This is a genomic window from Janthinobacterium sp. GL_088 (assembly GCF_057837845.1).
Map to the genome: position 1 here is coordinate 2177655 of NZ_CM174453.1, position 22904 is coordinate 2200558.

Annotated in this window: 26 protein-coding genes; 12 read left to right on the top strand and 14 right to left on the bottom strand. The window is 61.9% G+C overall.

The features are described 5' to 3' along the window. Positions 1-31 precede the first annotated feature (31 nt). Entirely contained in the window at positions 32-1579 is a 1548-nt protein-coding gene (locus AC3IQ7_RS10005) for a TerC family protein (protein WP_489209321.1), read from the bottom strand. 82 nt (positions 1580-1661) lie between these two features. Next, a complete protein-coding gene (locus tag AC3IQ7_RS10010) occupies positions 1662-1937 on the bottom strand; it encodes a hypothetical protein (protein ID WP_099380095.1) in 276 nt (91 codons plus the stop codon). A gap of 293 nt (positions 1938-2230) precedes the next feature. Between AC3IQ7_RS10010 and AC3IQ7_RS10015 the strand changes: the two genes are divergently transcribed. Next, positions 2231-5077 (top strand): M16 family metallopeptidase, encoded by a 2847-nt coding sequence (locus tag AC3IQ7_RS10015; protein WP_489209323.1) that lies wholly within the window; start codon positions 2231-2233, stop codon positions 5075-5077. A 215-nt stretch (positions 5078-5292) separates the two neighbouring features. Here AC3IQ7_RS10015 and AC3IQ7_RS10020 read toward each other — a convergent pair whose 3' ends face one another. The 4 genes from AC3IQ7_RS10020 to AC3IQ7_RS10035 all read right to left on the bottom strand — a co-directional run bounded on the left by AC3IQ7_RS10020 (position 5293) and on the right by AC3IQ7_RS10035 (position 7530). Next, positions 5293-5931: a YiaD family glycine zipper/OmpA-like lipoprotein gene (locus tag AC3IQ7_RS10020; RefSeq protein ID WP_099380108.1), complete on the bottom strand. Its 639-nt coding sequence runs from the start codon at positions 5929-5931 to the stop codon at positions 5293-5295. Between the two features lie 206 nt (positions 5932-6137). Further along, positions 6138-6284 (bottom strand): lmo0937 family membrane protein, encoded by a 147-nt coding sequence (locus AC3IQ7_RS10025; RefSeq protein WP_010396376.1) that lies wholly within the window; start codon positions 6282-6284, stop codon positions 6138-6140. 183 nt (positions 6285-6467) lie between these two features. Continuing rightward, positions 6468-6710, bottom strand: a complete 243-nt coding sequence (locus AC3IQ7_RS10030; RefSeq protein ID WP_099380097.1) for a hypothetical protein — start codon at positions 6708-6710, stop codon at positions 6468-6470. 166 nt (positions 6711-6876) lie between these two features. Continuing rightward, the gene (locus tag AC3IQ7_RS10035) at positions 6877-7530 is read right to left on the bottom strand and encodes an outer membrane lipoprotein (RefSeq protein WP_489209326.1); all 654 of its coding nucleotides are present in this window, start codon (positions 7528-7530) and stop codon (positions 6877-6879) included. 186 nt (positions 7531-7716) lie between these two features. Between AC3IQ7_RS10035 and AC3IQ7_RS10040 the strand changes: the two genes are divergently transcribed. Beyond that, positions 7717-8493 (top strand): Crp/Fnr family transcriptional regulator, encoded by a 777-nt coding sequence (locus AC3IQ7_RS10040; protein WP_099380099.1) that lies wholly within the window; start codon positions 7717-7719, stop codon positions 8491-8493. A gap of 95 nt (positions 8494-8588) precedes the next feature. Here AC3IQ7_RS10040 and AC3IQ7_RS10045 read toward each other — a convergent pair whose 3' ends face one another. Further along, complete coding sequence (locus tag AC3IQ7_RS10045) at positions 8589-8807, bottom strand: YMGG-like glycine zipper-containing protein (protein ID WP_034758955.1); 219 nt, start codon at positions 8805-8807, stop codon at positions 8589-8591. Between the two features lie 192 nt (positions 8808-8999). Beyond that, positions 9000-11036 carry an AsmA family protein gene (locus AC3IQ7_RS10050; RefSeq protein ID WP_489209328.1) on the bottom strand — a complete coding sequence of 679 codons (2037 nt, stop codon included), beginning with the start codon at positions 11034-11036 and terminating at the stop codon, positions 9000-9002. 255 nt (positions 11037-11291) lie between these two features. On the opposite strand from AC3IQ7_RS10050, the gene AC3IQ7_RS10055 reads away from it, so the two are divergent. From AC3IQ7_RS10055 to AC3IQ7_RS10080, 6 genes are all read left to right on the top strand, one after another. Beyond that, the gene (locus AC3IQ7_RS10055) at positions 11292-11696 is read left to right on the top strand and encodes a DUF4398 domain-containing protein (RefSeq protein ID WP_051992010.1); all 405 of its coding nucleotides are present in this window, start codon (positions 11292-11294) and stop codon (positions 11694-11696) included. Between the two features lie 19 nt (positions 11697-11715). Beyond that, complete coding sequence (locus AC3IQ7_RS10060; RefSeq protein ID WP_489209330.1) at positions 11716-12615, top strand: OmpA family protein; 900 nt, start codon at positions 11716-11718, stop codon at positions 12613-12615. Positions 12616-12678: 63 nt separating this feature from the next. After that, a complete protein-coding gene (locus AC3IQ7_RS10065) occupies positions 12679-13239 on the top strand; it encodes a ferritin-like domain-containing protein (protein WP_374106441.1) in 561 nt (186 codons plus the stop codon). A gap of 58 nt (positions 13240-13297) precedes the next feature. Next, a complete protein-coding gene (locus tag AC3IQ7_RS10070) occupies positions 13298-13600 on the top strand; it encodes an ElaB/YgaM/YqjD family protein (RefSeq protein WP_035826246.1) in 303 nt (100 codons plus the stop codon). An 18-nt stretch (positions 13601-13618) separates the two neighbouring features. Next, positions 13619-14005 carry a phage holin family protein gene (locus AC3IQ7_RS10075; RefSeq protein WP_034758936.1) on the top strand — a complete coding sequence of 129 codons (387 nt, stop codon included), beginning with the start codon at positions 13619-13621 and terminating at the stop codon, positions 14003-14005. A 21-nt stretch (positions 14006-14026) separates the two neighbouring features. Next, a complete protein-coding gene (locus AC3IQ7_RS10080; RefSeq protein WP_035826249.1) occupies positions 14027-14365 on the top strand; it encodes a hypothetical protein in 339 nt (112 codons plus the stop codon). 51 nt (positions 14366-14416) lie between these two features. Here AC3IQ7_RS10080 and AC3IQ7_RS10085 read toward each other — a convergent pair whose 3' ends face one another. Then, positions 14417-15385, bottom strand: coding sequence for an IS1595 family transposase (locus AC3IQ7_RS10085; RefSeq protein ID WP_489209334.1), 969 nt, complete (start codon positions 15383-15385; stop codon positions 14417-14419). Between the two features lie 185 nt (positions 15386-15570). Here AC3IQ7_RS10085 and AC3IQ7_RS10090 point away from each other — a divergent pair, with 185 nt between their 5' ends. Beyond that, the gene (locus tag AC3IQ7_RS10090) at positions 15571-16725 is read left to right on the top strand and encodes a patatin-like phospholipase family protein (protein WP_489209335.1); all 1155 of its coding nucleotides are present in this window, start codon (positions 15571-15573) and stop codon (positions 16723-16725) included. Positions 16726-16875: 150 nt separating this feature from the next. Here AC3IQ7_RS10090 and AC3IQ7_RS10095 read toward each other — a convergent pair whose 3' ends face one another. From AC3IQ7_RS10095 to AC3IQ7_RS10105, 3 genes are read right to left on the bottom strand one after another with little or no spacing between them, the layout of a single operon-like run. After that, complete coding sequence (locus AC3IQ7_RS10095; RefSeq protein WP_322427991.1) at positions 16876-17178, bottom strand: hypothetical protein; 303 nt, start codon at positions 17176-17178, stop codon at positions 16876-16878. 44 nt (positions 17179-17222) lie between these two features. After that, a complete protein-coding gene (locus tag AC3IQ7_RS10100) occupies positions 17223-17375 on the bottom strand; it encodes a DUF3309 family protein (RefSeq protein WP_010396415.1) in 153 nt (50 codons plus the stop codon). Between the two features lie 59 nt (positions 17376-17434). Then, complete coding sequence (locus tag AC3IQ7_RS10105; protein WP_070278587.1) at positions 17435-17881, bottom strand: outer membrane lipoprotein; 447 nt, start codon at positions 17879-17881, stop codon at positions 17435-17437. A gap of 265 nt (positions 17882-18146) precedes the next feature. On the opposite strand from AC3IQ7_RS10105, the gene AC3IQ7_RS10110 reads away from it, so the two are divergent. The 3 genes from AC3IQ7_RS10110 to AC3IQ7_RS10120 all read left to right on the top strand — a co-directional run bounded on the left by AC3IQ7_RS10110 (position 18147) and on the right by AC3IQ7_RS10120 (position 20363). After that, positions 18147-18701: a hypothetical protein gene (locus AC3IQ7_RS10110; RefSeq protein ID WP_034786326.1), complete on the top strand. Its 555-nt coding sequence runs from the start codon at positions 18147-18149 to the stop codon at positions 18699-18701. A gap of 82 nt (positions 18702-18783) precedes the next feature. Then, positions 18784-19095: a BON domain-containing protein gene (locus tag AC3IQ7_RS10115; protein ID WP_046682432.1), complete on the top strand. Its 312-nt coding sequence runs from the start codon at positions 18784-18786 to the stop codon at positions 19093-19095. Between the two features lie 71 nt (positions 19096-19166). Continuing rightward, complete coding sequence (locus AC3IQ7_RS10120) at positions 19167-20363, top strand: AI-2E family transporter (protein WP_416208759.1); 1197 nt, start codon at positions 19167-19169, stop codon at positions 20361-20363. Positions 20364-20425: 62 nt separating this feature from the next. Here AC3IQ7_RS10120 and AC3IQ7_RS10125 read toward each other — a convergent pair whose 3' ends face one another. Then, positions 20426-21373, bottom strand: coding sequence for a YihY/virulence factor BrkB family protein (locus tag AC3IQ7_RS10125; RefSeq protein WP_489209338.1), 948 nt, complete (start codon positions 21371-21373; stop codon positions 20426-20428). A gap of 70 nt (positions 21374-21443) precedes the next feature. Beyond that, positions 21444-22469, bottom strand: coding sequence for an OmpA family protein (locus AC3IQ7_RS10130; RefSeq protein WP_099380448.1), 1026 nt, complete (start codon positions 22467-22469; stop codon positions 21444-21446). Positions 22470-22904 lie beyond the last annotated feature (435 nt).

The window sequence follows — 22904 nt, forward strand, 5'->3', positions numbered from 1 at the left end:
GCATGGCAAGCGGGGCACGCTTGCCATTGTGTTACAAACTGTGATCGGGTTCGATGCGGCGTACGTCCACGCTGGCGATGCGGCGCTCGTCCGCCTCGAGAATTTCATAGCGCAAATCATCGAGTTCCAGTACTTCGCCTACGGCCGGCATGTTTTCAAAGTGCGCCAGCAGGAAGCCGGCCAGCGAGTTGTACTCGCCGTCTTCGCTGACCAGGGTTTCCGTCTCGAACACTTGCTCCAGGTAATGCAGGTCCGTCGCGCCGTCGATGCGCCAGTGGCCGGGGCCCAGCACTTCCACGTCGGGTTGCTCGTCCTCGTCGGGGAATTCGCCGGCGATGGCTTCCAGGATGTCGATCGGCGTCAACACGCCTTGCACGGTGCCGAACTCGTCGACCACCAGCACCAGCTGGCCGCGCGAGCGCTTCAGCGTTTCCATGGCTTTCAGCACGCCGGCCGCTTCCGGCACGACGACGGCTTCGCGCATGCTGTCCGGGTCGATCTTGCCGCGCGATACGAGGTCTTCGATCAGGTCCTTGCTGCGCGCGATGCCGACCACGTTGTCGAGGTCATCATTGCAGACAGGAATCATGCTGTGCGGCGTTTCGCGCAGCAATTGCAGCATTTTGTCGCTGCTGTCATTCAGGTTGACCCACGAGACGTCGCCGCGCGGCGTCATGACGGAGCGGATCGAGCGTTCGGCCAGGGTCAGCACGCCGCTGACCATGTTGCGCTCTTCCACGCCGAAGGCGGAGACATCGGGCAATTCCTTCACTTCGTGCTCTTCCACGGCTTCGCGGCCCTTGCGCCCGCCCAGCAGGCTCAATACGGCTTGCGCCGTGCGGTCGCGCAGCGGGGCGTTCGACTGCAGCTTGAGGAAGTTGCGGCGCGCCAGCTGATTGAAGAACTCGATGACGATCGAGAAACCGATGGCGGCGTACAGATAGCCTTTCGGAATGTGGAAGCCCAGGCCTTCGGCCACCAGCGACAGGCCGATCATCAGCAGGAAGCTCAGGCACAGCACGACGACGGTGGGGTGGGCGTTGACGAAGCGCGTCAGCACCTTCGAGGCCAGCATCATGACGACGATGGAAATGACGACGGCCGCCATCATCACGTACAGGTTTTCCACCATGCCGACGGCCGTGATGACGGCGTCGAGCGAAAACACGGCGTCAAGCACGACGATCTGCGCCACCACGAGGCCGAAGCCGGCATAGACTTTCGGACCCGTCTGGGCGTGCGTGACGCCTTCGAGGCGTTCGTGCAGCTCGGTGGTAGCCTTGAACAGCAGGAACAGGCCGCCGACGAGCAGGATCAGGTCGCGTCCCGAGAACGAGAATTGCCAGACAAAAAACAGCGGCGTGGTCAATGTCACCAGCCAGGAAATCAGCGAAAGCAGGCCCAGGCGCATGACGAGGGCCAGGGTCAGGCCCAGCACGCGCGCCTTGTCGCGCTGGTGCGGCGGCAGTTTCTCGGCCAGGATGGCGATGAAAATCAGGTTGTCGATACCCAGTACGATTTCCAGTACGACCAGCGTCAGCAGGCCGACCCAGATTGTCGGGTCAAATAACCATTCCATGTGTGTAACCTTGTAAAGTCGATCAGTGTAAAGCGTGCCTGGCGGCTAAAGCCCCGGGCGTGTGGGTGCTGCATGCATGTCTTCAGGGGCGGACGCGCGGCGGCCGGGTGGCCAGCCGCACGTCCGCTTCGGCAAGTGCGCCCGGTCCCGCTTGCCAAATGATGGCGCAAAACGGCGCCCCCTGGCGCGAGGTCGGGTACAGCGTGATGGGGTCGTTGTCGCATTCTTCGCTATCGCAGCTGTCGCCAGGCAGGTCCGCATGGAGGCTGGCGTCGGCACAATCGATGCTGAAGGCGGGCGTGGCGGTAGTGCCGGCCGCAATTGCATGCTGGAATGGGGAAGGGCTGGCGTAGGCCATGCTGGCGAACGCCTGGGGTAACGCGATGAAAACAAAAAGGCAGAGCAGGACGAGAGCTCGTCTCATATACAGGCAGATAGTTCTGGAACCGTGGAGTATAACACGGGCGCATAACCGCTCGATGACAGGACTTGCATAAGTGATACGTATGCCGTAAATTACGAAATAGCAATAATTTCACGTGGCGGCGAAGACGCAGCGCGGGCCCCGTGACTATTCTTGCGTTCGTATCACATCGCGCCTGCGCCGATTGCTTGCGCACATCTATAACGTAGTGTTACCAGGACTCTGCCTTGAAACCCATTACCGCCCTCCTGCTTGCCGCCGGCATCCTCTCGCCTTCATTCATCCTTGCCGCCACCCCGGTGGAAGCGGCGCCGATCCAGAAAGCCGGCAAGGCTGCGCCCAACCGCGCCGCCGCCGTCAAAGTCACGTCCGTCGAAGGCATCACCGAATACCGCCTGGCCAATGGCTTGCGCGTGCTGCTGTTCCCCGATGCCAGCAAGCCGACCCTGACGACGAATATCGTCTACCTGGTCGGTTCGCGCCATGAAAACTATGGCGAAACGGGCATGGCCCACTTGCTCGAACACTTGTTGTTCAAGCCCAGCGCCAACTTCGGCGTCAAGAAGGGCACCAAGACCCCGGTCGAGATCCTGAATTCGACGGGTGCCCAGTTCAACGGCACCACCTGGTATGACCGCACCAATTACTACGCCACCTTCCCCGCCAACGACGACAACCTGCGCCAGATGCTGGCCATGGAAGCGGACCGCATGGTCAACGCGGCCATCGACCAGAACGACCTGTGGAATCCGAAGACGCAAAAGGGCGAAATGACCGTCGTGCGCAACGAGTTCGAGATGGGCGAGAGCGACCCGATCGGCGTGACGAGCGAACGCATCCAGGCCATCGCCTACGACTGGCACAACTACGGCAAGTCGACCATCGGCGCCCGTTCCGACATCGAGCAGGTGAATATTCCCCGTTTGCGCGCGTTTTACCATAAATATTATCAGCCGGATAACGCCGTGCTGATGGTGGCGGGCCGCTTCGACGAAGCCAAGGTCTTGAAGCAGATCAATGAGCTGTTCGGCAAGATCCCGAAACCGACGCGCGTGATCGAGCCGACCTACACGGCCGAACCGGTGCAGGATGGCGAGCGCGCCGTGACGGTGCGCCGCAGCGGCGGCACGCAGTTCGTCGGCGCCGGCTACCACGTGGCGCCGTCCGGCAACCCGGACGCCGTCGCCATCGAAGTGCTGGGCCACGTGCTGACGGACGCCCCGGCCGGCCGCCTGCACAAGGCGCTGGTGGAAACCAAGCTGGCCAGCAAGATCGAATACAACTCCGTGAGCAACCTGGAGCCGGGCTACAACCTGTTCGGCGCGCTGGTGCCCGTCGATGGCAACCTTGATGCGGCGCAAGCGGCCATGCTGAAAGTACTGGAAGAGCTGAAATCGCAGCCCATCACAGATGCGGAAGTGGCGCGCGTGAAACAGCAATTGAACAAACAGATCGAACTGGCCACCTCGAATACGGCACGCCTGACGATCGCCCTGACGGAGTCGCTGGCGGCAGGCGACTGGCGCCTGTTCTTCCTGCAGCGCGACCAGCTCGACAAGCTGACGACAGCGCAGGTGCAGGCGGCGGCCGAGAAATACCTGAAGAGCTCGAACCGTACCCTGGGCCGCTTCATCCCGACCGATGCGCCGGACCGCACCGTCGTGCCGGCCTACGCCGACGTGGCGCCGCAACTGGCCGGCTACACGGGCCGCGCCGTCGTGGCGCAGGGCGAAGCGTTCGACCCCAGCCCCGACAATATCGAAGCGCGCACCACGCGCTTCACCTTGCCGAACGGCTTGAAGGGCGCCTTGTTGCCGAAGAAAACCAAGGGCAGCACCGTCAGCGTCGTGTTGAAATTGCAGATCGGCAGCGAAGAAAACCTGCGCGGCAAAGCGCAAGTAGGCGTCTACACGGCCAATCTGTTGTCGCGCGGCACGGATAAACTGTCGCGCCAGGAAGTGAAGGACAAGTTTGACCAGCTGGGCATGCAAGTGGCGATTTCGGGCGGCGCCGAGGGTGTCACCGCCATGCTGACAGGCAAGCGCGAGAACTTGCCGGCCGCCATGGACTTGCTGGCGCAAGTGCTGCAAAAGCCGGCCCTGAACGAAACGGAATTCCTGGAATTGCAGCGCGAGCGCGTGGGACGCGCGGAGCAGGAGCTGCCTGAACCGCAACCGCTGGCCGTGAACGCCTTCCGCCGCCTGCTCGACGCCACGCCGGAAGGCCATGTGCGCCACGTGGCCACCCTGCCGGCCGAACTGGCGCAATGGAAAGCCATCCAGGTGACCGACGTGAAAGCCTTCCATGGCGCCTATTATGGCGCCGCCAACGCGACTTTTGCTGCCGTGGGCGACTTCGACCCGGCCGCGCTGAAGGCGCAGGTAGCCAGCCTGTACGGCAGCTGGAAGGCGCAGCAGCCGTATGTGCGCATTCCCGACGCCGTCAAGCCCGTCAGCGGCGAGAAAGTCACCCTGGAAACGCCGGACAAGGCGAACAGCGTGCTGTTCGCCATCCAGCCGATTCCCCTCAAGGATGATGCCGCCAGCTATCCGGCCTTGCTGATCGCCAATCACATGCTCGGTGGCGGCGCCTTGCGCAGCCGCCTGGCCGACCGCATCCGCCAGAAGGAAGGCCTGTCGTACGGCGTCGGCTCGCAAGTGAGCGTGCCGTCGCGCGAACCGGCCGGCTACTGGATGGCGTACGCCATCAGCGCGCCGCAAAACACCGTCAAGGTGGAAGCGGCGCTGCGCGAGGAAATCGCCAAGGTGCTGGCCGACGGCTTTACGCAAGAGGAATTGGCCGAGGCGAAGAAAGGCTGGTTGCAATCGCAAGAAGTGGGCCGCACGCAAGACGCTGGCCTGGCGCGCGAACTGGCCGGCTACCTTGCCGAAGACCGCACCATGGCGTACGACAAGGACCTGGAAGCGAAAGTGGCCGGCTTGACCCTGGCGCAAGTGAACCAGGGCCTGCGCGAATACCTGAAGCCCTCGGCCGTGTCGGTGGTGGTGGCGGGCGACTTCGCCAAGGTGGCGAAAGAGGGCGAAAGCGGCGCCAAGGCAACGACGTCGAAATAAGCTACTTCAAAATAAGCTGTTTTAAATAGAAAAACCCGTTGGCAAGTGACCTTGCCAGCGGGTTTTTTTACGATCTTGATTTTGATGTCAACGTCCCGACACCGGACAAAACCGTAGCGAGCGGAAGGGAGAGGTGGCCGAGAAGCGCAACCGTACTAAAGTACGGTGAGCATCGCAAGCCGCCTATACCGACGCGCAGTAGGTTTGGTTCGGTGTTACCCCCGTGGGGCTAATTCTGCTACGTAGATTTCCACGCGGCGATTGCGTGCGCGTCCCGAGGCATCCGCATTCGAGGCGATCGGCTCGCGGGCGCCGCGGCCTTCCGTGACGACGCGGGTCGGCGAGACGCCGCGCATGGACAGGTAGTCGCGCGTGTGGGCGGCGCGTTCCACCGACAGCGGTTCGTTGATGGAATCGCTGCCCGTGCTGTCCGTATGGCCGATGATGCTGACCGTGGTGTTCGGGTTTTCGTTCAGGGTGGCGGCAAAGCGGTCGAGGATGGGGCGGAAGTTGCCCTTGATGTCGGCGCGGTTGGTGTCGAAGGAAATATCGCTTGGAATTTCCATTTTCAGGCGGTTATCGGCCGTCTGCGATACTTGCACACCAGTACCCTGTGTCGCTTGTTCCATCGCGCGCTTCTGGTTTTCCATGCGGTTCGACCAGATATTGCCGACCACGGCGCCAGCGGCCGCACCCAGCAGGGCGCCGCCGGCCGTGCGGCCGCTGCTGCCGCCACCGGTGGTGCCGCCGATCAAGGCGCCCAGGCCCGCGCCGATGCCGGCGCCCGTGGCCGTGCCACGTTGCGTCGAGGACATGTCCGCGCAGCCGGTGGCGGCCAATGCGATCACCAGCATGCCGATCAGGGATTTGGCGCCAGGGCCTTTTTTGAATGTTTCTTTCATGGATTTTCTCCTTGTTTTGTTATTGGGACATACCCAGGAATTACCTGCACACGTTACTGCAAAATGGCGCGGCGTGCCAGTGCACGCACACTGCAGGCAAAAAGGCGGCGCCCGTTTGCACGCGCGCCGCTCTTGTCAGGCCAGACTAACGGCCTGGGCTATAAACCGCGCCCGCTGATCAGGCGCAGCAGCACCATGATCACGGCGACCACCAGCAGGATGTGAATGAAGCCGCCAATGGTATAGGAAGTTACCAGGCCCAGCAGCCAAAGAATGATGAGTACGACGGCGATTGTATACAGCATGATGTGTCCTCCGAGAGTAATGTGTGGATGACGGCGACTGCCGTGGCCTTGCAGGCGCTGGCGCGTGGCGCCGTCATCGGTTCTTGTCATTGCGCGGCGACTGGGTCGCTGAACGCTGATGCCATGACTAAGTGTCTACTTTGTTTCCCTTGCGTTCTGTACGCTGTCGTACACAAGTCTCAACTATCGTGAGCGGTCGGCCTGTTCATCGGCCATGCCCGGCACCCACGCCAGCATGCCGGCCATGCCGACGGCGCCTGCCAGGCAACTGACCATGCCGCCGGTCAGCAGCAGCATGACGCCGAACACGGGCCCGCCCGCTTGCGGCGCCAGGTCCAGCGCGCAGAAGCCCAGCGCGGTGGCCAGCAAACCACCGCCAATAAAGCCCAGCCAGATCCTGTTGCTGCCTGTCTTGTCGTCTTGCATGGCTACTCCTTGATGACGTTTCGTTGAACTTTCCTGAATGCATCATCTCGCGCGACGGCAAGCTCATCTGTACGCCAACGAACATTGCCAAAAAGAAAACGCCCGGACAGGCCGGGCGTGTGTTTTATTTGCAACTAATCGCGGCAGCGGCGCCGCCGCGGTTTGCTTAGCCCATGGCGCGCAAGCCGCCGTTGACGACGCGTACGCGGTCGCCCTGGCGCCAGTTTGGCGCGGCGCTCTGGTGCACGGTGCGCGTCTTGCCGTTATCCAGGCGCACGACGATGTTGTAGCTGCGCGTGGCGCGCACGCTGCCTTCGATCTGGTTGCCGGCCACGGCGCCGCCGACGGCGCCCAGCACGGTGGCCAGTTGCTTGCCGTGGCCGCCACCGACCTGGTTGCCCAGCAAGCCGCCGACGACGGCGCCGCCGGCCGCACCCACGCCGCTGCCTTCGGCGCGCGTATTGACTTCATGGATGGCTTCGATCACGCCGCAATTGCTGCACACCTGCGGCGCCGGGGCGGCCGCGTATTGTGGCTGCGGCTGCGGCTGGCGCACCGGCTGCTGCTGTGGTTGCTGTTGCTGCTGCTGTGGCAGGGCGGCCAGCGGCTGCGTTACGGACGGTTGCAAGTTCGCTTGCGGCTGGTTTGCCTGCAGGTTGGCCATTTGCTCGGCCGAGGTGCTGGCCGCCAGCGGCTGGCTATCGCCCTGGGAGGAAGGCAGCCAGCCCATCAGGGCAGCCGTGCCGACGCCGCAAAACAGCAGGACGGCGACGGCGGCGGCAAGTATCAGCGGATGAAGGGATTTGGTGGTGGTAGTCATGGAAGGCTCCTTGGTTTTTTTAAAATAATAAAAAGGGTCATGCGTGTTCTGCGTGTTATTTGCGTCTGTTGCCAGTGTGCTGTGCCGCTTGCTCCGCTTCCGTGCGTCACCGTACATACAGGGCCTGTACTGCACCGTAGGCTAAGTAAAAATTATGTCGAGTTGTAACGACACCAAGGAAAAGCAATGCCACCAACGACTGCCAGCATGACCCTGTCCCGCGATGCAGGCCGATCCGGCCTGGGTTCGCCCGTGGGCGCGCTTGACGCCGGCAACCGCTTGCTGGCCAGCCTGCCCGAGCACGACTTGCGGCACCTGACGGCGCTGTTCGATACCGTCACGGTCGAGGTGGGCGAGGTGCTGTACGAACCGGGCCAGCCTATCGGCCACATCTATTTTCCCGGCGATTGCCTGATTTCGCTGCTGGCCGTGGCGGAGGGCCGCATGACGCTGGAAGTGGGCTCCGTCGGCCGCGAAGGCGTACTGGGCGCGTCCGTCGCGCTCGGTCATGACCTGGCGCAAGTGCGTGCCGTGGTGCAACGTTCCGGTACGGCCAGCCGTATCGCGCGGGCCGAGTTCTGCGCCGAGTTCGCCCAGCTCGAGTCCCTGCAGCGCTTGCTGTACCGCTACACGGACACCCTGCTGGCACAAGCCATCCAGATTGCCGTGTGCAGCCGCTTCCACGTGCTCGAAGCGCGCCTGGCCCGTTCGCTGCTGATCACGCGCGACCGCCTGCAGTCCGAAAAATTTCACCTCACGCATGAATTTCTCGCCCACACCCTCGGCGTGCGGCGGGTCGGCGTGACCAAGGCGGCCAGCGCGCTGCAACAGCAAAAACTCATCACCTACAGCCGCGGCAATATCGAGATCCTCGATTCTGCCGGCCTGGAAGCCGTTTCCTGCCGCTGTTACGAGCTGGTCAAGGACAGCGGCGCCATCGGCATGGCCAACGTCTTCGTCTAATTTCCTCAGAATAACTTTTCAATTTCATCAATGGAAGCCGGACGCAAAAAAGCGGGGCGGGCGCCTGCGCACCCACCCCGCTTTTGAGACAACGATTACTTCGGCTTGACCTGGTTGCCGATCACGCCGCCGACTGCGGCGCCGCCGACTGCGCCGACTGCGCTGCCGCCCGTCAGCACGGAGCCGGCAACGGCGCCGACGCCAGCGCCGATGGCGGTGTTTTTATCCTGGCCGGACATGTTGGCGCAAGCAGTCAAGCTCAGCAGCAAAGCGGCAACGGAAGTGGTAGCGGCGATTTTTTTAATGATTTGCATGATAGTTCTCCTATGAATTCGGACCTCGTGGCGCCGGCATGGTATGGGCCGGTAGGACTTCGTATCGCCACGTCTTGGGTGTTTCAGGCACGATCACAGAATAGGATTCTGGCAAGGCAGGGTCTGTTCGGCAACGCACATAGGGGTGTAACAATTGTAATCGCGCACGGCTGCCGTATCTGCTCATCTCCTTCAACGGCTTTTGCGCGGCGCCTTGCCCGGTTTCGGCGCCACCGGCTTCACGCGCGCCTGGGCCAGCAGTGCCGCGCATTCGCTATCCTCGACGGGGCCGGTATTCACCAGCGGCAGCAGGGCCGCCACAGGCGCCACCACGGCCAGCGCCAGTGCACCACCGGCGCGCAGGGCCAGCACGCCCTTGTCGACGCTCACGTCGGGCTTGCTGAAGGTGCCATGCACATACAGGGGCGAGCGCAGCGAAAAGATGCGCAAACCCTTGCTGTCCGGTCGCAGGGTCAGGTCCAGCCGTTCATCGGCCAGGTTCACCGTGCCGTCGATACTCAGGACGGCATCATCCGTGTCGACGATGAACTGGCGCGTGCGCATCAGCCCCTTGGTGACAACGAAATCGGCGGCCATGCAGTTCAGCCTGACCTGCTTGTCGCCAGACAGTTTGGCCAGCACGACACTGCCGATATTCAAGCCCATTTCTTCCAGCAGCAGCTTGCTGATGCTGCCCCGGTTGATCAGCGCGCGCACTTCGCCGTTCGAACTGCCCAGCAGGGTGGCGACGGAATTGCCGGTGGCCGACAGCGAGGCGTCGCCATTGATTTCGCCCACGCTCGCTTGCAGGGCCGGCAGGCGGGGGAACAGTTGCTGGATGTGCAGATGGCGGGCGCTGGCCTTGAGTTCGGCCGCGATGCCGTTGGCGATGACCTTGCCGCTGCCGTCGAGCTTGATCTGCGACGTCAGGGTGCCGCCCGCCACGTTGAAATTCAGGGGCGTGAGCGAGAGCACGCCATCTGTCAGCACCACATGCGTGTCGAGCTTGCTGATCGGCAGCTCGGCATCGCGCGTGATCTTGTCCGCCGTGTAGCGCACGTCGGCGTCCAGGCTGGTCCAGCGCTCCGTCTTGAAGGTTTCCACCGGCAACACGCGGCCGGCCGGCTGCGTCGACGGCACGCCCCGTTCCTTCTTGCTGGCGCTGGAATCGGCACCCACCAGCGGACCGAGGTCTGAAAATTGCAGCAGGCGCGAATGGACTTCACCCGTCAGGCGCTTGCGCGGCGTGCTGGCGGAAAAAGCCAGCTTGCCGCTGATGTCGCTGGAGCCCACCTTGCCGCTGAACTTGTCGTAGACCCACTCGCCGCCGCGCGGCGCCAGGGTGCCCGTCAAATGGCCTTCCGTACTGAAGTGCGGCGTTTCCGGCAGCAGCACGCCCGTCAAGGGATACAGGCGCGCCATGCTGGGGCCGGATAGCTTCAGGCGCACGTCGAGCGCGGCCAGGTTGGTCGGGCGGGTCAATGTGCCTTCGATGGCCACGCTGCTGCCGCTCGCGCGCATGTCGGCCTGGATGGGGAAGGGCGTGCCTTGCCGCTGCAGCGACAGCACGCTGCCCGCCTTGCCGCCGCCCTTGACGGTTTCGCCGCGGTAGGTGCCGGACAGTGTCCACGCGATGCCGTAGCGCGCATCGTCCGCGATGGTGTCGACATCGGCGCGCATCGCCGTTTTGCTGACGCCATCGTCCAGGGTCACGGTGCCCTTGCTGAAGACCACGCTTTGCAATTCCAGCTGCCATGGCGACGGCTGGTCCTGCTTGTCGAAGGTCCAGTTGTTCTTGCCGTCCTTGCTGCGCAGCAAGCGCACCTGCGGCGTGTCGAAGCGCAATTGAGGAATGATGATTTTCTTGTCCAGCAAGGCCAGCGGATTGAGCGAGAACGCCAGCTGGCTCACGCTGGCCAGTTGCGCCTGGCCATCCGTGTCCGCCATGGTGCGCGGGTTGCCTAGGCGCACGTCCTTGGCTTGCAGATGCGGCCAGGGCAGATAGTCGCGCCAGGTTTTTTGCCCCGCGCTAGTTGGCTGCTGCCACGTCAGCGCCAGGTCGCCCTCGATGGCGAACGGCCGCCCCAGCGCTTCGCTGGCGCGCGCATTGAGCCAGGGCTTGGCGCGGTTCCAGTCCATGTTCAGCAGGATGAGCGAGGCGGTGACGGGCAGGGCGATCAGCACGGCGGTGCTGACGAGGGTGATTTTCTGACGACGGGAGAGCGGCATAAGCTGATTCTTTCTGGACAAGTAGTTGCGATGCTACAGGAATCGCTTCAAAGCCGGGCCTGTTTCAGGGTTTGCTGGCGGACACGTGCGCTGGCGCACGTTGCCCATGCAAGTATTGTCGATTTCTTACTCTATGTGCGGCACCGAACGGATATGCGGGGAACCGGAGCCTATAACGTCATACATCAAACGCAGTTCCTGATTCCAGATGTACCGATATCTACCCCATGCTTCACATTCTCCAGGAGAAGAAAAATGACAAACCGAGATTTCAAGATGTCCCCATTGGCCGCCTTGGCCGCCTGCGCCACCGCCGTCGTTCTGATGACGGGCTGCTCCAGCCTGAAAACGCCAGCCACGGCCGACGTCGCCGTGTCGCGCGCCGCCGTCGATAACGCCGCCAGCGCCGGCGCCGCCGACCTGGCTCCAGATGAAATGCGCTCGGCACGCGAAAAAATGCGCATGGCCAACCAGGCCCTGAAAGACCGCGACTACAAGACGGCACGCGACCTGGCCGACCAGGCGCAAGCAGACGCCAAGCTGGCGCAAAGCAAGGCCAACTCGGCCAAGGCCACCAGCGCCGCCGATGAAATCAACGAGAACATCCGCGTCATGCGCGAAGAGCTCGACCGTGCCAATCAGCAAGCCCCAAAACAATAACTAATAACAGGACCCCATCATGAAAAAAGCTACTTACACCACCATTCCCGGCCTGCTGGCCATGGCCGCTTTTGTCGCCGCCTGCAGCTCCGCACCGACCACCACCAGCCTGCTCGACCAGACGCGCGGCGACTACATGGCGGCGCAATCGAACCCGATCGTGTCGACCTATGCGCCACGCGAATTCCGCGAAGCGAGCGCTGCCCTGGAAGCGGCAAACGCGGCCGCCACGCGCCAGGAAGATAACGAAAAAGTCGACAAGCTGGCCTACCTGGCCAAGCAAAAGATAGCCACGGCGCAAGAAGTTGCCAAGCAGAAAGCCGCGGAAGCCGATATCGCCAACGCCGGCAAGCAGCGCGACCAGTTGCGCCTCGATGCGCGCACGCAGCAAGCTGACCAGGCCACGGCCCGCGCCCAGTCGGCGCAAGCGGATGCGGAAGCGGCCAAGGCCCAGGCGCAAGCGGCCGAAGCGTCGGCCCGCGATGCGCAAGCCCGCGCCGCCGGACTCGAAGCGCAGCTGGCCGACCTGGCCGCCAAGAAAACCGAACGCGGCATGGTGATCACCCTGGGTGACGTGCTGTTTGGCACGGACAAGGCGAACCTGACGGCCGATGGCGCGAATACGGCGCGCAAGCTGGCCGACGTGCTGAAAAACAACCCGCAGCGCACCGTGCTGATCGAAGGCTTTACGGATAGCACGGGCGGTTCCGCGCACAACCTGGAATTGTCGCAACGCCGCGCCGAATCCGTGCGCAATGCGCTGCTGGAGCAAGGCATCAGCCGCGACCGCATCGCCACGAAAGGCTATGGCGCCGCCTATCCGGCCGCCGGCAATGACAGCGCGGCGAACCGCCAGCTGAATCGCCGGGTGGAAATCGTCTTGTCCGAGGACAACACGGCCATTCCCGCCCGCCGTTAAGCTGCGTCAGTTGACGCGGCAGTAGAAAGGCAGCACCGGCCGAAGGTTGGCCGGTGGATACCCATGCAAGACTTGAAAGGAAACATCATGACCCAAACATCTGTTGAGATTCCAGCTGGCATCGATACGGCCGCCATCCGCGCTGCCGCCAAAAACCTGGACGACGGTGCCGTGACGGCCGGCTACCAGGGCGACCGTCAGGAGTTGATCACCCTGTTGAATGGGGCGCTGGCCACCGAACTGGTGTGTATTGCGCGCTATAAACGCCATTACTACACGGTGAGCGGACGCGACAACGGCAGCATCAAGGCCGAGTTCCTGGAACATGCGCAGCAGGAGCAGGAACACGCCGACTGGCTGGCCGAACGCATCGTGCAATTGAATGGCAAGCCAGATTTTAATCCTGCAACATTGCTTGCGCGTAGCCATGCCGAGTATGATGACTCTGAAGACGTGCAGAGCATGGTGCGTGCCAATCTGATCGCGGAACGGGTAGCGATCGAGTCATATCGCCAGATGATCGTGAAAATCGGCGACAAAGACCCGACCACACGCCATTTGTTGATCAAAATCATGGCTGTCGAGGAAGAGCACGCCGATGATATGCGCGATCTAATGGAATAGTGTTTTTGAGTAAAGTAGGTATAGTAACTACATTCATCCACAGCTAAGGAGCTAAACCATGTTGGAAAACAATATCACCACCGTTAATAACGATGTCAAAACCCTGGTCAAGGATGCGCAAGCCCTGTTCAGCGCCGCTGCCGCCCTGACGGGCGAAAAAGCCGATGAAGTGCGCGTCAAGGGCATGAAAACCCTCGACGCCGCGCTGGCCAAGGCGCATGAAGCGCAAGCGTCGGCCATCGTTGCCACCAAGCAGATGGCTGCCCAAGCTGACGGTTATGTCAAGGAAAACCCATGGCGTACCGTGGCTGTCGCCGCTGGCGTCGGCGTGCTGGTCGGCTTCATCCTGGGCCGCAAGTAATCCACTGTCAGGAGCGATATGGACAAGTCTGCTTCGTCTCACCAGGGGCCGGGATTGATCGGCTCGGTTGCCGGCCTGGCCAAAAACGCCGTCGGACTGATGTTGTCGCGGCTGGAACTGGCCACCATCGAACTGTCGGAAGTGCGCAATCACATGCTGCAGCTGATTGTCATTTTCGCGTTGGCGACCGTGGCGGGCTTGTTTGCCATCGCTTACGGCAGCGTGCTGATCGTCTTCCTGGCCTGGGATAGCCTGGGCTGGAAGATCCTGGCGATCATGACGGTCGTGTTCGTACTGCTGGCCATTGCGCTGGTCATGTATGCGCGCGCCATGCTGCGTCAAGGAAAGCTGTCCATGCCGGCCACCATGGCGGAATTGAAGGCTGACCGCGACATGCTGATGTAAGCGGCCTCACGAGGAGAATTCATGTCGGAAAACGACAAACTGGCGGCGCAAGCCGCCCGCAAGCGCCTGCTGATCGCCCAGGGCGAAATGTACCGCGTGGGCATCGTGCATGCGCGCGCCAACGTGGGCTACGCATTGCGTCCCGAGTCGATGCTGCAGGGCGTGGTCGAGACGGCGGTCGGCTTTGCCGGCCACCGGGTCGAATCGCTGCTGGCGCCGGGCGGCATGCGTTTGCAAGGCGCCATGCCTTACGTGCTGACGGCGCTGTCCTTTATCGGACGCAAGAAGCTGGTCAAGCCGGCCCTGGTCCTCGTGGCCGTGGCCGCCGTTGCCGCCAGTTGGCTGCGCCGCAAGCGCTGAACGCCAGCCGTGTTGTACAGGAACGCCGTCATCGACGGCGTTTTTTTTGGGCTATGTCACCATCAAATGTGGGAATGCTCCCAGCGTTGCTTTCAATAACGTTTCTGGTGAACGGATGCGCCCGGCGTCGAGTATCCAGCGCCAGCCCAGGTAATTTGGCAGGTAGCGCGTCGCCACGCCATGAAACGGACCGAGCCATTGTCTCAGGCGGCTGTGATACGCATTGACGTTCTGCACATGCGCGGCGCCCTGCACACGGATGCCGGCGCGCAAGTTGACGGCCTCGTGGCTGATACCCGCTTCCCTCGCAAACGCCCGGTAGGCCGCATGACCATCCGTTACCAGCAGAACATCCTTGTCGATAACGGGCAACAAACATCGGTGCAGCTGCGCCTTCGTCAACGCGCCTTTGCCCGTGACGAAATCGAGGGTCTGGCCCGTGCGGTCGCGCGCCACCAGGATGCAGACTTGCTCATTCGAGATACCACGTTTAAAGGCATGGCCGCCCCGGCGGCGAGCCGGACGCGTCATCTGCCTCGATCCCTTTTCCGATTCCAGCACGTAGAGTTCATCGGCCTCGGCGATGCCATGCAGGCCATGCGGCCGGTCCGTCTTCGCCACGCTGAGAAAGCGGTGGCGCCAGCGAAACGTGGTGTTGCGGTGTAATCCCAGCTGCTGAGCGGCCTGGCGCACTGAGGCGGAGTCGAGCAGGCAATCGGCATACGCGATCCATAGCGACTTGTGACGCAAGCGGGCCAGCGGCGTGCCCGTCAAGGCATTGAAAGTGCGCCCGCAAGGCACGCAGCGGTAGCGCTGCAAGCTGTGCGCATGGCCATGCCGGTGCAGGTGAGGCGAGCGGCAGGCGGGACAGGCCAAGCGCGGCTGCGCCACGCTTTCCAGCAACGCGACGGTCGCGTCGTGCGGTGCGTTGCCACACAGCAGGGCCATGCCTGTCTGCCGCTGGCGTCGGTTCAGGTGAGCAAACTGGGCGATAAAACGGATCCATTCGGCTGGCTGCATGATCTGCTCCCTGTGTGGTAAGTATGCAGAGTCAGACAGCGCTGCCAAAGGAAGATTCCGGCATTTCCCCTATTTGTCGATGACAGAGCGTTTTTTTTTGCCCGTACCCAACGTCCGGCGCAGACCGACGCAATCCCTTACAATGATTCACGCCGCATCCGCGCGGCGGACAGAGGGCCATCTTGATGACGAATTCGAAGACACCGATCAATCAGTTAAATCCCTCGCGCCTGCGCATCGTGCTGGTGCTGCAAGGCGGCGGCGCACTGGGCGCCTATCAGGCGGGCGTCTACCAAGCGCTGCACGAACATGGCCTGGCGCCCGATTGGGTGGTGGGCACCTCGATTGGCGCCATCAATGCCGCCATTCTGGCGGGCAACAAGCACGAAGACCGGCTCGTGCGGCTGAAACAGTTCTGGCAGCGCGTGGCGCACCGCGACAGCATCGACATGAACCTGGTATCGGATCAGCAGCGCCGCTCGAACATCTGGCTGGCCACGCTCGATACGGTGCTGCGCGGCGTGCCCGGCTTCTTCAAGCCGCGCACCTTCAGCCTGTTTTCCGCCGGAATCGCCGTCAAGCCGGAAGAGGCCAGTTTTTATGACACCAGCGAGCTGGCCAGCACCCTCGAGGAATTGGTCGATTTCGATTACCTGAACCAGCCTGGCGGCATGCGCCTGACGGTCAACGCCCTGCGCGTCAAATGCGGCAGCCTCACCAGTTTCGACAGCCAGCAGCAGTCCCTGACGGCCGATCACATCCGCGCCAGCGGTGCCTTGCCGCCCGGTTTTGCCGGCGTGCGCGTCGATGGCGATTTATACTGGGATGGCGGTTTGTACTCGAACACCCCGCTGGAAACCGTGCTCGACGATACGCCCCACGTCGACACCCTGGTCTTCATGGTGGACCTGTGGAGCTCGGAAGGGCCGGAACCGAGCACCCTCGACGAAGTGCAGACGCGGCAAAAGGACGTCACCTTCGCGTCGCGCTCGAAGCGGCATATCGCCGATTACGTCAATACGCACACCTTGCAGCGCAAATTGCGCGAACTGTACGCCGGCCTGCCCGACACAAAGCATAACCGGCAGCAGACAGAAGAGCTCGTTGCGCTGGGCTGCGACAGCACCATGCACATCGTGCGCCTGCCATACGCGGGGCGCGACTGGCATATGGCGGCCAAGGACATCAATTTTTCCAAGGGCTCCATCGAGTGGCGCTGGGAGCAGGGCTACCAGGATGGCTTGCGCGCGATCAAGGCGGCCGGCTGGCTGGCTTTTGTGACGGAAGACACACCGCTGGTTGTGCACGAGTTGCCGCCTTACGAGCGCGACGCCGCTTAGTGACGCCTGTCAAAACCTGCTGCGCGTCGGTATAGGCGGCCTGCGATGCTCACCGGCTCGGTGCCCCCGTACCTTTGTACGGTTGCGCTTCTTAGCCACCTCTCCCTTCCACTCGCGACGGTTTTATCAGGTGTTGCCGGGAGCGGCTTATCACTGCGGATGGGCTGCCTCGCGCAGTTTTTCCGCGTTCGCCATGTCTTGCCGATACGTGTCTTGCGCGTCCTTCAGGCAGCTGGCGCGCGCGGAGGATGGTTCCGAGCGGCAGGCTTTCTTGGCTTCCGCCAGGGCGGCGGCGATTTCCTTGCGCAGGGTGCGTAGCTGGGCTTGCGCCGTGCTGTCTTCCTGGTACCAGCGTTGCGGGTCGCCCGGCTGCGGCGTGGCCGTCTGCGCCAGCGCGAATGGCGCCAGGCTGCAGGCGAGCAGGGTGGCCAAGAGTGTGTTGTGGATAGTCATGATATTTCCTCCTTGAAATAAAAAAGGCGCCGTAGCGCCTTTTTTTACAACCTGCCCGTCAGTAATAGCAGGATCAGTATCACTACGACCAGGCCGGCGATGCCGCTGGGGCCGTAACCCCAGTTGCGGCTATGCGGCCAGGTGGGCAGGACGCCGACCAGGGCCAGGATCAAGATGATCAGAATGATGGTGCCCATGGTATCTCCTTGTTGGTGCATGGTCCGGTGCAGGCTTGCGGACAAGCCCGGCCAGGGGATTAATAGCGGTAGACGCGGCCGTCAACGACGCGCACGCGGTTGCCCGGGCGCAAATCATTCGCGTTGTCCTGCACCACGGTGCGGTATTCGCCGTTGTCGAGGCGTACGCTGATCTGGTAAGCCTGCGCCTGCTGCCTGCGGCCTTCCACCTGGTTGCCCACGACGCCGCCGGCGACGGCGCCCGCCACGGTGGCGGCCGTGCGTCCGCCGCCCGAACCGATGGTATTGCCCAGCAGGGCGCCGGCGATGCCGCCGACGACGGCGCCGGCGCCGCTGGTTTGTCCGCCACCCTGCACGATCTGGATGGAGTCGACGGTGCCGTACATGGCCGATTCAGGCTGGTTGGCCGGGTAATACTGTTGTGACTGGGACGGGCCTGTTGCGCAACCGCTCAGTACGGCGGTGGCGGCGAGCATCAGTGCAGCCAAGGTGGCGTTGGTTTTCATTTTATTCTCCTGACGAGGTGAGGGTGTAGTGCCATCTTAGTCATGCCCCTGTCGCCAGTCTGTACGCTGCCGCACGTACTTATTTCGTGTCGAAATGATATTTTTCTTCACGGTGATCCGGCAAAACGTTGTTATTTCTCCCTGTCTGCCTTCCGCTTTCAAAATAAATTACTTGTGTACGGCAGCGTACAGAAGAGCGGCGGCGATCCACGTAAAACGGTAGTCATGCCAAGCAGACATGCTTGCTACCACCAGGGAGAAATACATGAACAAGAATAAGCTCTTCACCGCCATCGTCGTCAGCCTGGCGTGCGCCGCCTGGGGCGGCCAGGCAGTGGCTGCCACGCCGGAAGCAAAAGCAGCCTACAAGGCGGCCAATGAGCAGGCGGGCCTGAATTACAAGCTGGCACATGCCGAATGCGAAAAAATCACGGGCAACCCGAAGGATGTCTGCATCGCCGAAGCGAAGGCCGTGCGCACCTACGATGAAGCAGTTGCTCAGGCGCAATACACGAATACCCTGCGTGCCTACACCAAGGCGCGCATCAAGATTGCCGATGCCAACTACGACGTCGACCTGACGCGCTGCAATGCGCTGACGGGCAACGACAAGGATGTCTGCGTCAAGCTGGCCAAGTCCACCAAGGTGGCGGCCCTGGCCGACGCCAAGGCGGACAAGAAAGTGATCGAAGCGCGCAGCGATGCGCGTGAAGCAAAAAGAAAAGCCGAGTACAAGGTCGCGACAGAAAAATGCGATGCATTAGCCGGCGCAGCCAAGGATGACTGTATCAAGGCTGCAAAAACCCAGTTTGGCTACTGAGCTCCCTCCGGCGCGCAGTCACCACACTGGTATAAGAAGCTCATTGTGAGCACATTGATTGACCACTCCTAAGGAAAAAACCATGAAATTCACTAAATCTATCGCTACTGGCCTTTTCGTCGCTTCCCTGTTCGCTGTTGCAGGCTGCGCTTCGACCCCAACCAAGGAAGGCACGGGCGAGTACATCGACGACGCGGCCATCACCACCAAAGTGAAAGCCAGCATCTTCAATGAGCCTACCCTGAAATCGACGGAAATCAACGTTGAGACCTTCAAGGGCGTGGTTCAGCTGAGCGGCTTCGTGGCCCAGCCTTCGGATGCCGCCAAGGCAGGCGAAGTCGCCCGTGGCGTCAAGGGCGTGAAGTCGGTGAAAAACGACATCCGCGTCAAGTAATGGCCTGACCTGCCGCAGCGGCCAGCCCCATGGCTGGCCCTGCGGCCTCCACCGACCGTCGCGGGAATCGCATGCATATCCAGCCTACAGATACCCCGCCCGAGCCGGTGGCGGCTGCCTCCACCGAGCCTGCCGGGCCACCTCCCGGCGCGCCCGTGGAGCAGCCAGACGCATCCCTGCGTTTGCCGCTGCATGTCAATGCGCGCGGCATGGCGCTGGGCATCATCGCCACCGTCAGCTTCATTTATGCGCTGCAGTGGGCACAGAAATTCCTCATTCCCGTCATTTTCGGCATTTTCATTGCCTATACCCTCAATCCCGTCGTCGCCTGGCTGGAAAAGCTGCGCCTGCCGCGCGCCATCGGCGCCACGGCCGTGACGGCCCTGATCCTGTTCGGCTCCCTCGTCGTGGTCGAGCGCGTGCAGGGCGAATTCGAATCCATCGTGGAAGAACTGCCGGCCGCCACGCATAAACTGTCGCGCCTGATCGCCGCCAGTACGGGCGGCAAGAACAGCACCTTCCAGAAGATGCAGGCCGTGGCCAATGAAATCGAGCAAGTGGCCGCCGGCGCCGAAGCGCGCCGCAACAACCGCCGCGCCGCCGCGGCCGAGGCGCCCAACTTCAAGATCATGGACTGGGTCTGGGCCGGTTCGCTGGGCCTGGTGGGCTTCCTCAGCCAGGCCACCATGGTCATCTTCCTCGTGTTTTTCCTGCTGCTGTCGGGCGACACCTTCAAGCGCAAGCTTGTCAAGCTGACGGGGCCGTCACTGAGCCGCAAGAAGGTCACCGTGCACATCCTGGAAGACATCAATACGTCGATCCAGAACTATATGTTCATGCTGCTCGTCACGAATGGCTTGCTGGCCGTCCTGATGTGGATCGCCCTGCGCGTGATCGGCCTGGAAAATGCGGGCGCCTGGGCCATCGTGGCCGGCTTGCTGCACATCATGCCGTATTTCGGCCCCTTGCTCATCACCATCGCCACGGGCCTGGTCGCCTTTTTGCAGTTCGAATCGCTGGAAATGGTCTTGCTGGTGACGGGCACGTCGATGGCCATCGCCACCCTGGTGGGTACCTTTGTCACCACCTGGATGACGGGGCGCATCGCGCGCATGAATCCCACGGCCGTGTTCATCAGCCTGCTGTTCTGGGGCTGGCTGTGGGGCGTCTGGGGCTTGCTGCTGGGCGTGCCCATCATCGTCATCGTGAAGGTCGTGGCCGAGCGCGTGCAGGGCATGGAAGTGGTGGCGGAATTGCTGGGCGAGTAATTTGCTACAACGCAAGAAAAACGGCACCCGCGGGTGCCGTTTCCGCATGTGGAGCGAGGGAATCAGGACTGGTGGCGCTTCAATATCTTGACTTGCACATCGCCATCGTCCATCTTCGGCATATCCTTCATGCTGCCCAGTTGCAGGGCGAACTGGCGCGTAAACTCGGCACCGAGAAAGAAAATTTGCGCCGAGTAATATACCCACAGCAGCAGGGCCACCAGGGACCCGGCCGCGCCATAGCTGCTGGCCACGCCGCTATTGCCGATGTACACGCCAATCGCGTATTTTCCCAATGAAAACATGAAGGCCGTGCCGATGGCGCCGATCAGCACGTCGCGCCAGGACAGCCGCACGCGCGGCAGCATTTTATAGATGACGGCAAACAGGCTGGCGATGACGGCAAAGCCGATCAGGTTCGACAGGATGGTAAACAGCACGGCCGTGTCTTTCCACACGCCTTCCCAGAAGTTGGCGAGGATCGCCATGGCCGCGTTCACCACCAGCGACACCATCAGCAGGAAGGCCAGTACCAGCACCAGGCCGAAGGACAGCAGGCGCGTGCGCAGCATGTCCCAGGCGCCCGCTTCCTTCAGCGGCGGCACTTGCCAGATTTCATCGAGACTGGCTTTCAGCTCGGCAAACACGCTGGTGGCGCCAAACAGCAGCAGGGCGCTGGCGATGAGGGTGGCGATGCGCCCCTGTTCATGGTTCTTCGCCCCGGCCAACACCAGCTGGATGGCTTCGGCGCCCTGTGTGCCCAGCAAGCCCTGCAGTTGTCCCATCAGCTCGCCGCGCGCGGCGGCAGGGCCATAGAAAAAACCGGCGATGGCGATCACCAGCACGAGGATGGGGGCGATGGAAAACAGGGTGTAATAGGCGAGGGCCGCGCCCTTGCTCGAGGCGCGGTGTTCCAGCCATTCGGTGACGGAACAGACGAGGACACTGCGCATCTGCTTGCTGAACGGCGCCAGGCCGGCCAGCTTGGGATAGCGGGTAGAAATATTCATGATGGCTTTCAATGCAAAAAAGGGGCGCGAGCCCCTTTTTCTATTCACAAGTGGCGTACCACTGTCGAGCTTACTGCACGCGGCGTTCGATGGTGATCTGTTCCACTTCAACGCGGCGGTTTGGTTCCAGGCACTTGATCAGGTCGGCACGCTTCTTGTTATCGCAGGTGACGACAGGATTGGTGGAGCCCTTGCCTTCGGCCGTCAGGCGGTTGGCGGCGACACCGTGACCGACCAGGTATTCCTTGACTGCATCAGCGCGCTGCTGCGACAGTTTCAGGTTGTACTTGGGCGAACCGATGCGGTCGGCATAACCACTGATGACAACGTTGTTGACGTCCGGCGACGCGTTCAGCACGCGGGCGATCTCGTCGAGCTTGGTCTGTGTCGGACCCAGCTTGGCGCTGTCGAACGCGAACAGTTCCGTAGCCGCCATCGTCACTTTTTCAAAGCGTGGCGGCGGTGGTGGCGGTGGTGGCGGCACGACCACGACGACTTCTTCACGCACTGGCGGCGGTGGCGGTGGCGGCGGCGGTGCAGGTGGTTTGTCGAACGCGAAGTTCAGGCCCACGGTGACATAGTAGTTGTTGGACTTGCTGCTCGGATCGAAGGTATTGCCGCGCAGGAAGCCGTGCACATTGCGCACGTCAGCCTGGAACGACAATTGATCGTTGATCGTGGACTGGAAGCCCAGACCCACGCTGGCGTAAGGCGAGCTCTTGCTGCGTTCGCCAAAAGCGAAGCTGGTGTCCTTGTCGCGCTGCATGCCGGCACCAACCAGCAGGAAGGGGCGGAAGGCTTTGCGCGAGAACATGTACAAGCCGTCTACGCCCAGCGTATTTTGCTGGTAGCGCTGACCGCCATCCTTGGAACGGGCATACGTGGTGCCCAGCTGGATATCCCAGTCCGGCGAAACGGGTTTACCGAAACGCAAGCCTGCGCCATAGCCGGTTTTATCCGTGGCGAAGTCGGAATCTGGCTTGAGTGCGTTGAGGCTAGGTTGAATGTACCAGGAGGGATTGATTTCCTGGGCCTGTGCGCCGAGGGCGGAGCACAGAACTGCGGCGGCAACGGCGATTTTTTTTAGATTATTCACAAGTAACTCCCAACGTTGATAAGAGATTTTCCCTACTGCATCAATGCGACAACTGCCAGACATGCTATTGCTAGAGGTAGACAACAATTCCAGGTGCGCTTTCTTGCGATAAATGCACTGCTGTTGGACTAGAGAATACGGTTGCAGGTTCAAGCGGTCGGTGCGTTGGCGCACAAAGCATTGTTGTATATCAATGGTGTTGCAGATTCACGACAAAGACTTCCGTGTTGAAAAAAACTAATTAGTCTCGGGAAATTTTTGCAATCACGGCCACTTCCTGGCGCCGCGTCCAGAGGCAATCGTACGACTTGTTACCAGCGTGCCACTGTATATTAGCAACAATGATGAGCTTGATAACTAATATTACATTGATGTTGTATTCCTGCCGCGTTCTGTTGCCTTGCCGGGCTTCTTCCGGGCAACTTTTGCGCGCCG

Bases quoted from the DNA above. Each gene is read 5' to 3' on its own strand.
- AC3IQ7_RS10005 (WP_489209321.1), bottom strand. From the start codon at position 1,579: ATGGAATGGTTATTTGACCCGACAATCTGGGTCGGCCTGCTGACGCTG.
- AC3IQ7_RS10010 (WP_099380095.1), bottom strand. From the start codon at position 1,937: ATGGCCTACGCCAGCCCTTCCCCATTCCAGCATGCAATTGCGGCCGGC.
- AC3IQ7_RS10020 (WP_099380108.1), bottom strand. From the start codon at position 5,931: ATGCTGGTGATCGCATTGGCCGCCACCGGCTGCGCGGACATGTCCTCG.
- AC3IQ7_RS10025 (WP_010396376.1), bottom strand. From the start codon at position 6,284: ATGCTGTATACAATCGCCGTCGTACTCATCATTCTTTGGCTGCTGGGC.
- AC3IQ7_RS10030 (WP_099380097.1), bottom strand. From the start codon at position 6,710: ATGCAAGACGACAAGACAGGCAGCAACAGGATCTGGCTGGGCTTTATT.
- AC3IQ7_RS10035 (WP_489209326.1), bottom strand. From the start codon at position 7,530: ATGACTACCACCACCAAATCCCTTCATCCGCTGATACTTGCCGCCGCC.
- AC3IQ7_RS10040 (WP_099380099.1), top strand. From the start codon at position 7,717: ATGCCACCAACGACTGCCAGCATGACCCTGTCCCGCGATGCAGGCCGA.
- AC3IQ7_RS10045 (WP_034758955.1), bottom strand. From the start codon at position 8,807: ATGCAAATCATTAAAAAAATCGCCGCTACCACTTCCGTTGCCGCTTTG.
- AC3IQ7_RS10050 (WP_489209328.1), bottom strand. From the start codon at position 11,036: ATGCCGCTCTCCCGTCGTCAGAAAATCACCCTCGTCAGCACCGCCGTG.
- AC3IQ7_RS10055 (WP_051992010.1), top strand. From the start codon at position 11,292: ATGACAAACCGAGATTTCAAGATGTCCCCATTGGCCGCCTTGGCCGCC.
- AC3IQ7_RS10060 (WP_489209330.1), top strand. From the start codon at position 11,716: ATGAAAAAAGCTACTTACACCACCATTCCCGGCCTGCTGGCCATGGCC.
- AC3IQ7_RS10065 (WP_374106441.1), top strand. From the start codon at position 12,679: ATGCAAGACTTGAAAGGAAACATCATGACCCAAACATCTGTTGAGATT.
- AC3IQ7_RS10070 (WP_035826246.1), top strand. From the start codon at position 13,298: ATGTTGGAAAACAATATCACCACCGTTAATAACGATGTCAAAACCCTG.
- AC3IQ7_RS10075 (WP_034758936.1), top strand. From the start codon at position 13,619: ATGGACAAGTCTGCTTCGTCTCACCAGGGGCCGGGATTGATCGGCTCG.
- AC3IQ7_RS10080 (WP_035826249.1), top strand. From the start codon at position 14,027: ATGTCGGAAAACGACAAACTGGCGGCGCAAGCCGCCCGCAAGCGCCTG.
- AC3IQ7_RS10085 (WP_489209334.1), bottom strand. From the start codon at position 15,385: ATGCAGCCAGCCGAATGGATCCGTTTTATCGCCCAGTTTGCTCACCTG.
- AC3IQ7_RS10090 (WP_489209335.1), top strand. From the start codon at position 15,571: ATGACGAATTCGAAGACACCGATCAATCAGTTAAATCCCTCGCGCCTG.
- AC3IQ7_RS10095 (WP_322427991.1), bottom strand. From the start codon at position 17,178: ATGACTATCCACAACACACTCTTGGCCACCCTGCTCGCCTGCAGCCTG.
- AC3IQ7_RS10100 (WP_010396415.1), bottom strand. From the start codon at position 17,375: ATGGGCACCATCATTCTGATCATCTTGATCCTGGCCCTGGTCGGCGTC.
- AC3IQ7_RS10105 (WP_070278587.1), bottom strand. From the start codon at position 17,881: ATGAAAACCAACGCCACCTTGGCTGCACTGATGCTCGCCGCCACCGCC.
- AC3IQ7_RS10110 (WP_034786326.1), top strand. From the start codon at position 18,147: ATGAACAAGAATAAGCTCTTCACCGCCATCGTCGTCAGCCTGGCGTGC.
- AC3IQ7_RS10115 (WP_046682432.1), top strand. From the start codon at position 18,784: ATGAAATTCACTAAATCTATCGCTACTGGCCTTTTCGTCGCTTCCCTG.
- AC3IQ7_RS10120 (WP_416208759.1), top strand. From the start codon at position 19,167: ATGCATATCCAGCCTACAGATACCCCGCCCGAGCCGGTGGCGGCTGCC.
- AC3IQ7_RS10125 (WP_489209338.1), bottom strand. From the start codon at position 21,373: ATGAATATTTCTACCCGCTATCCCAAGCTGGCCGGCCTGGCGCCGTTC.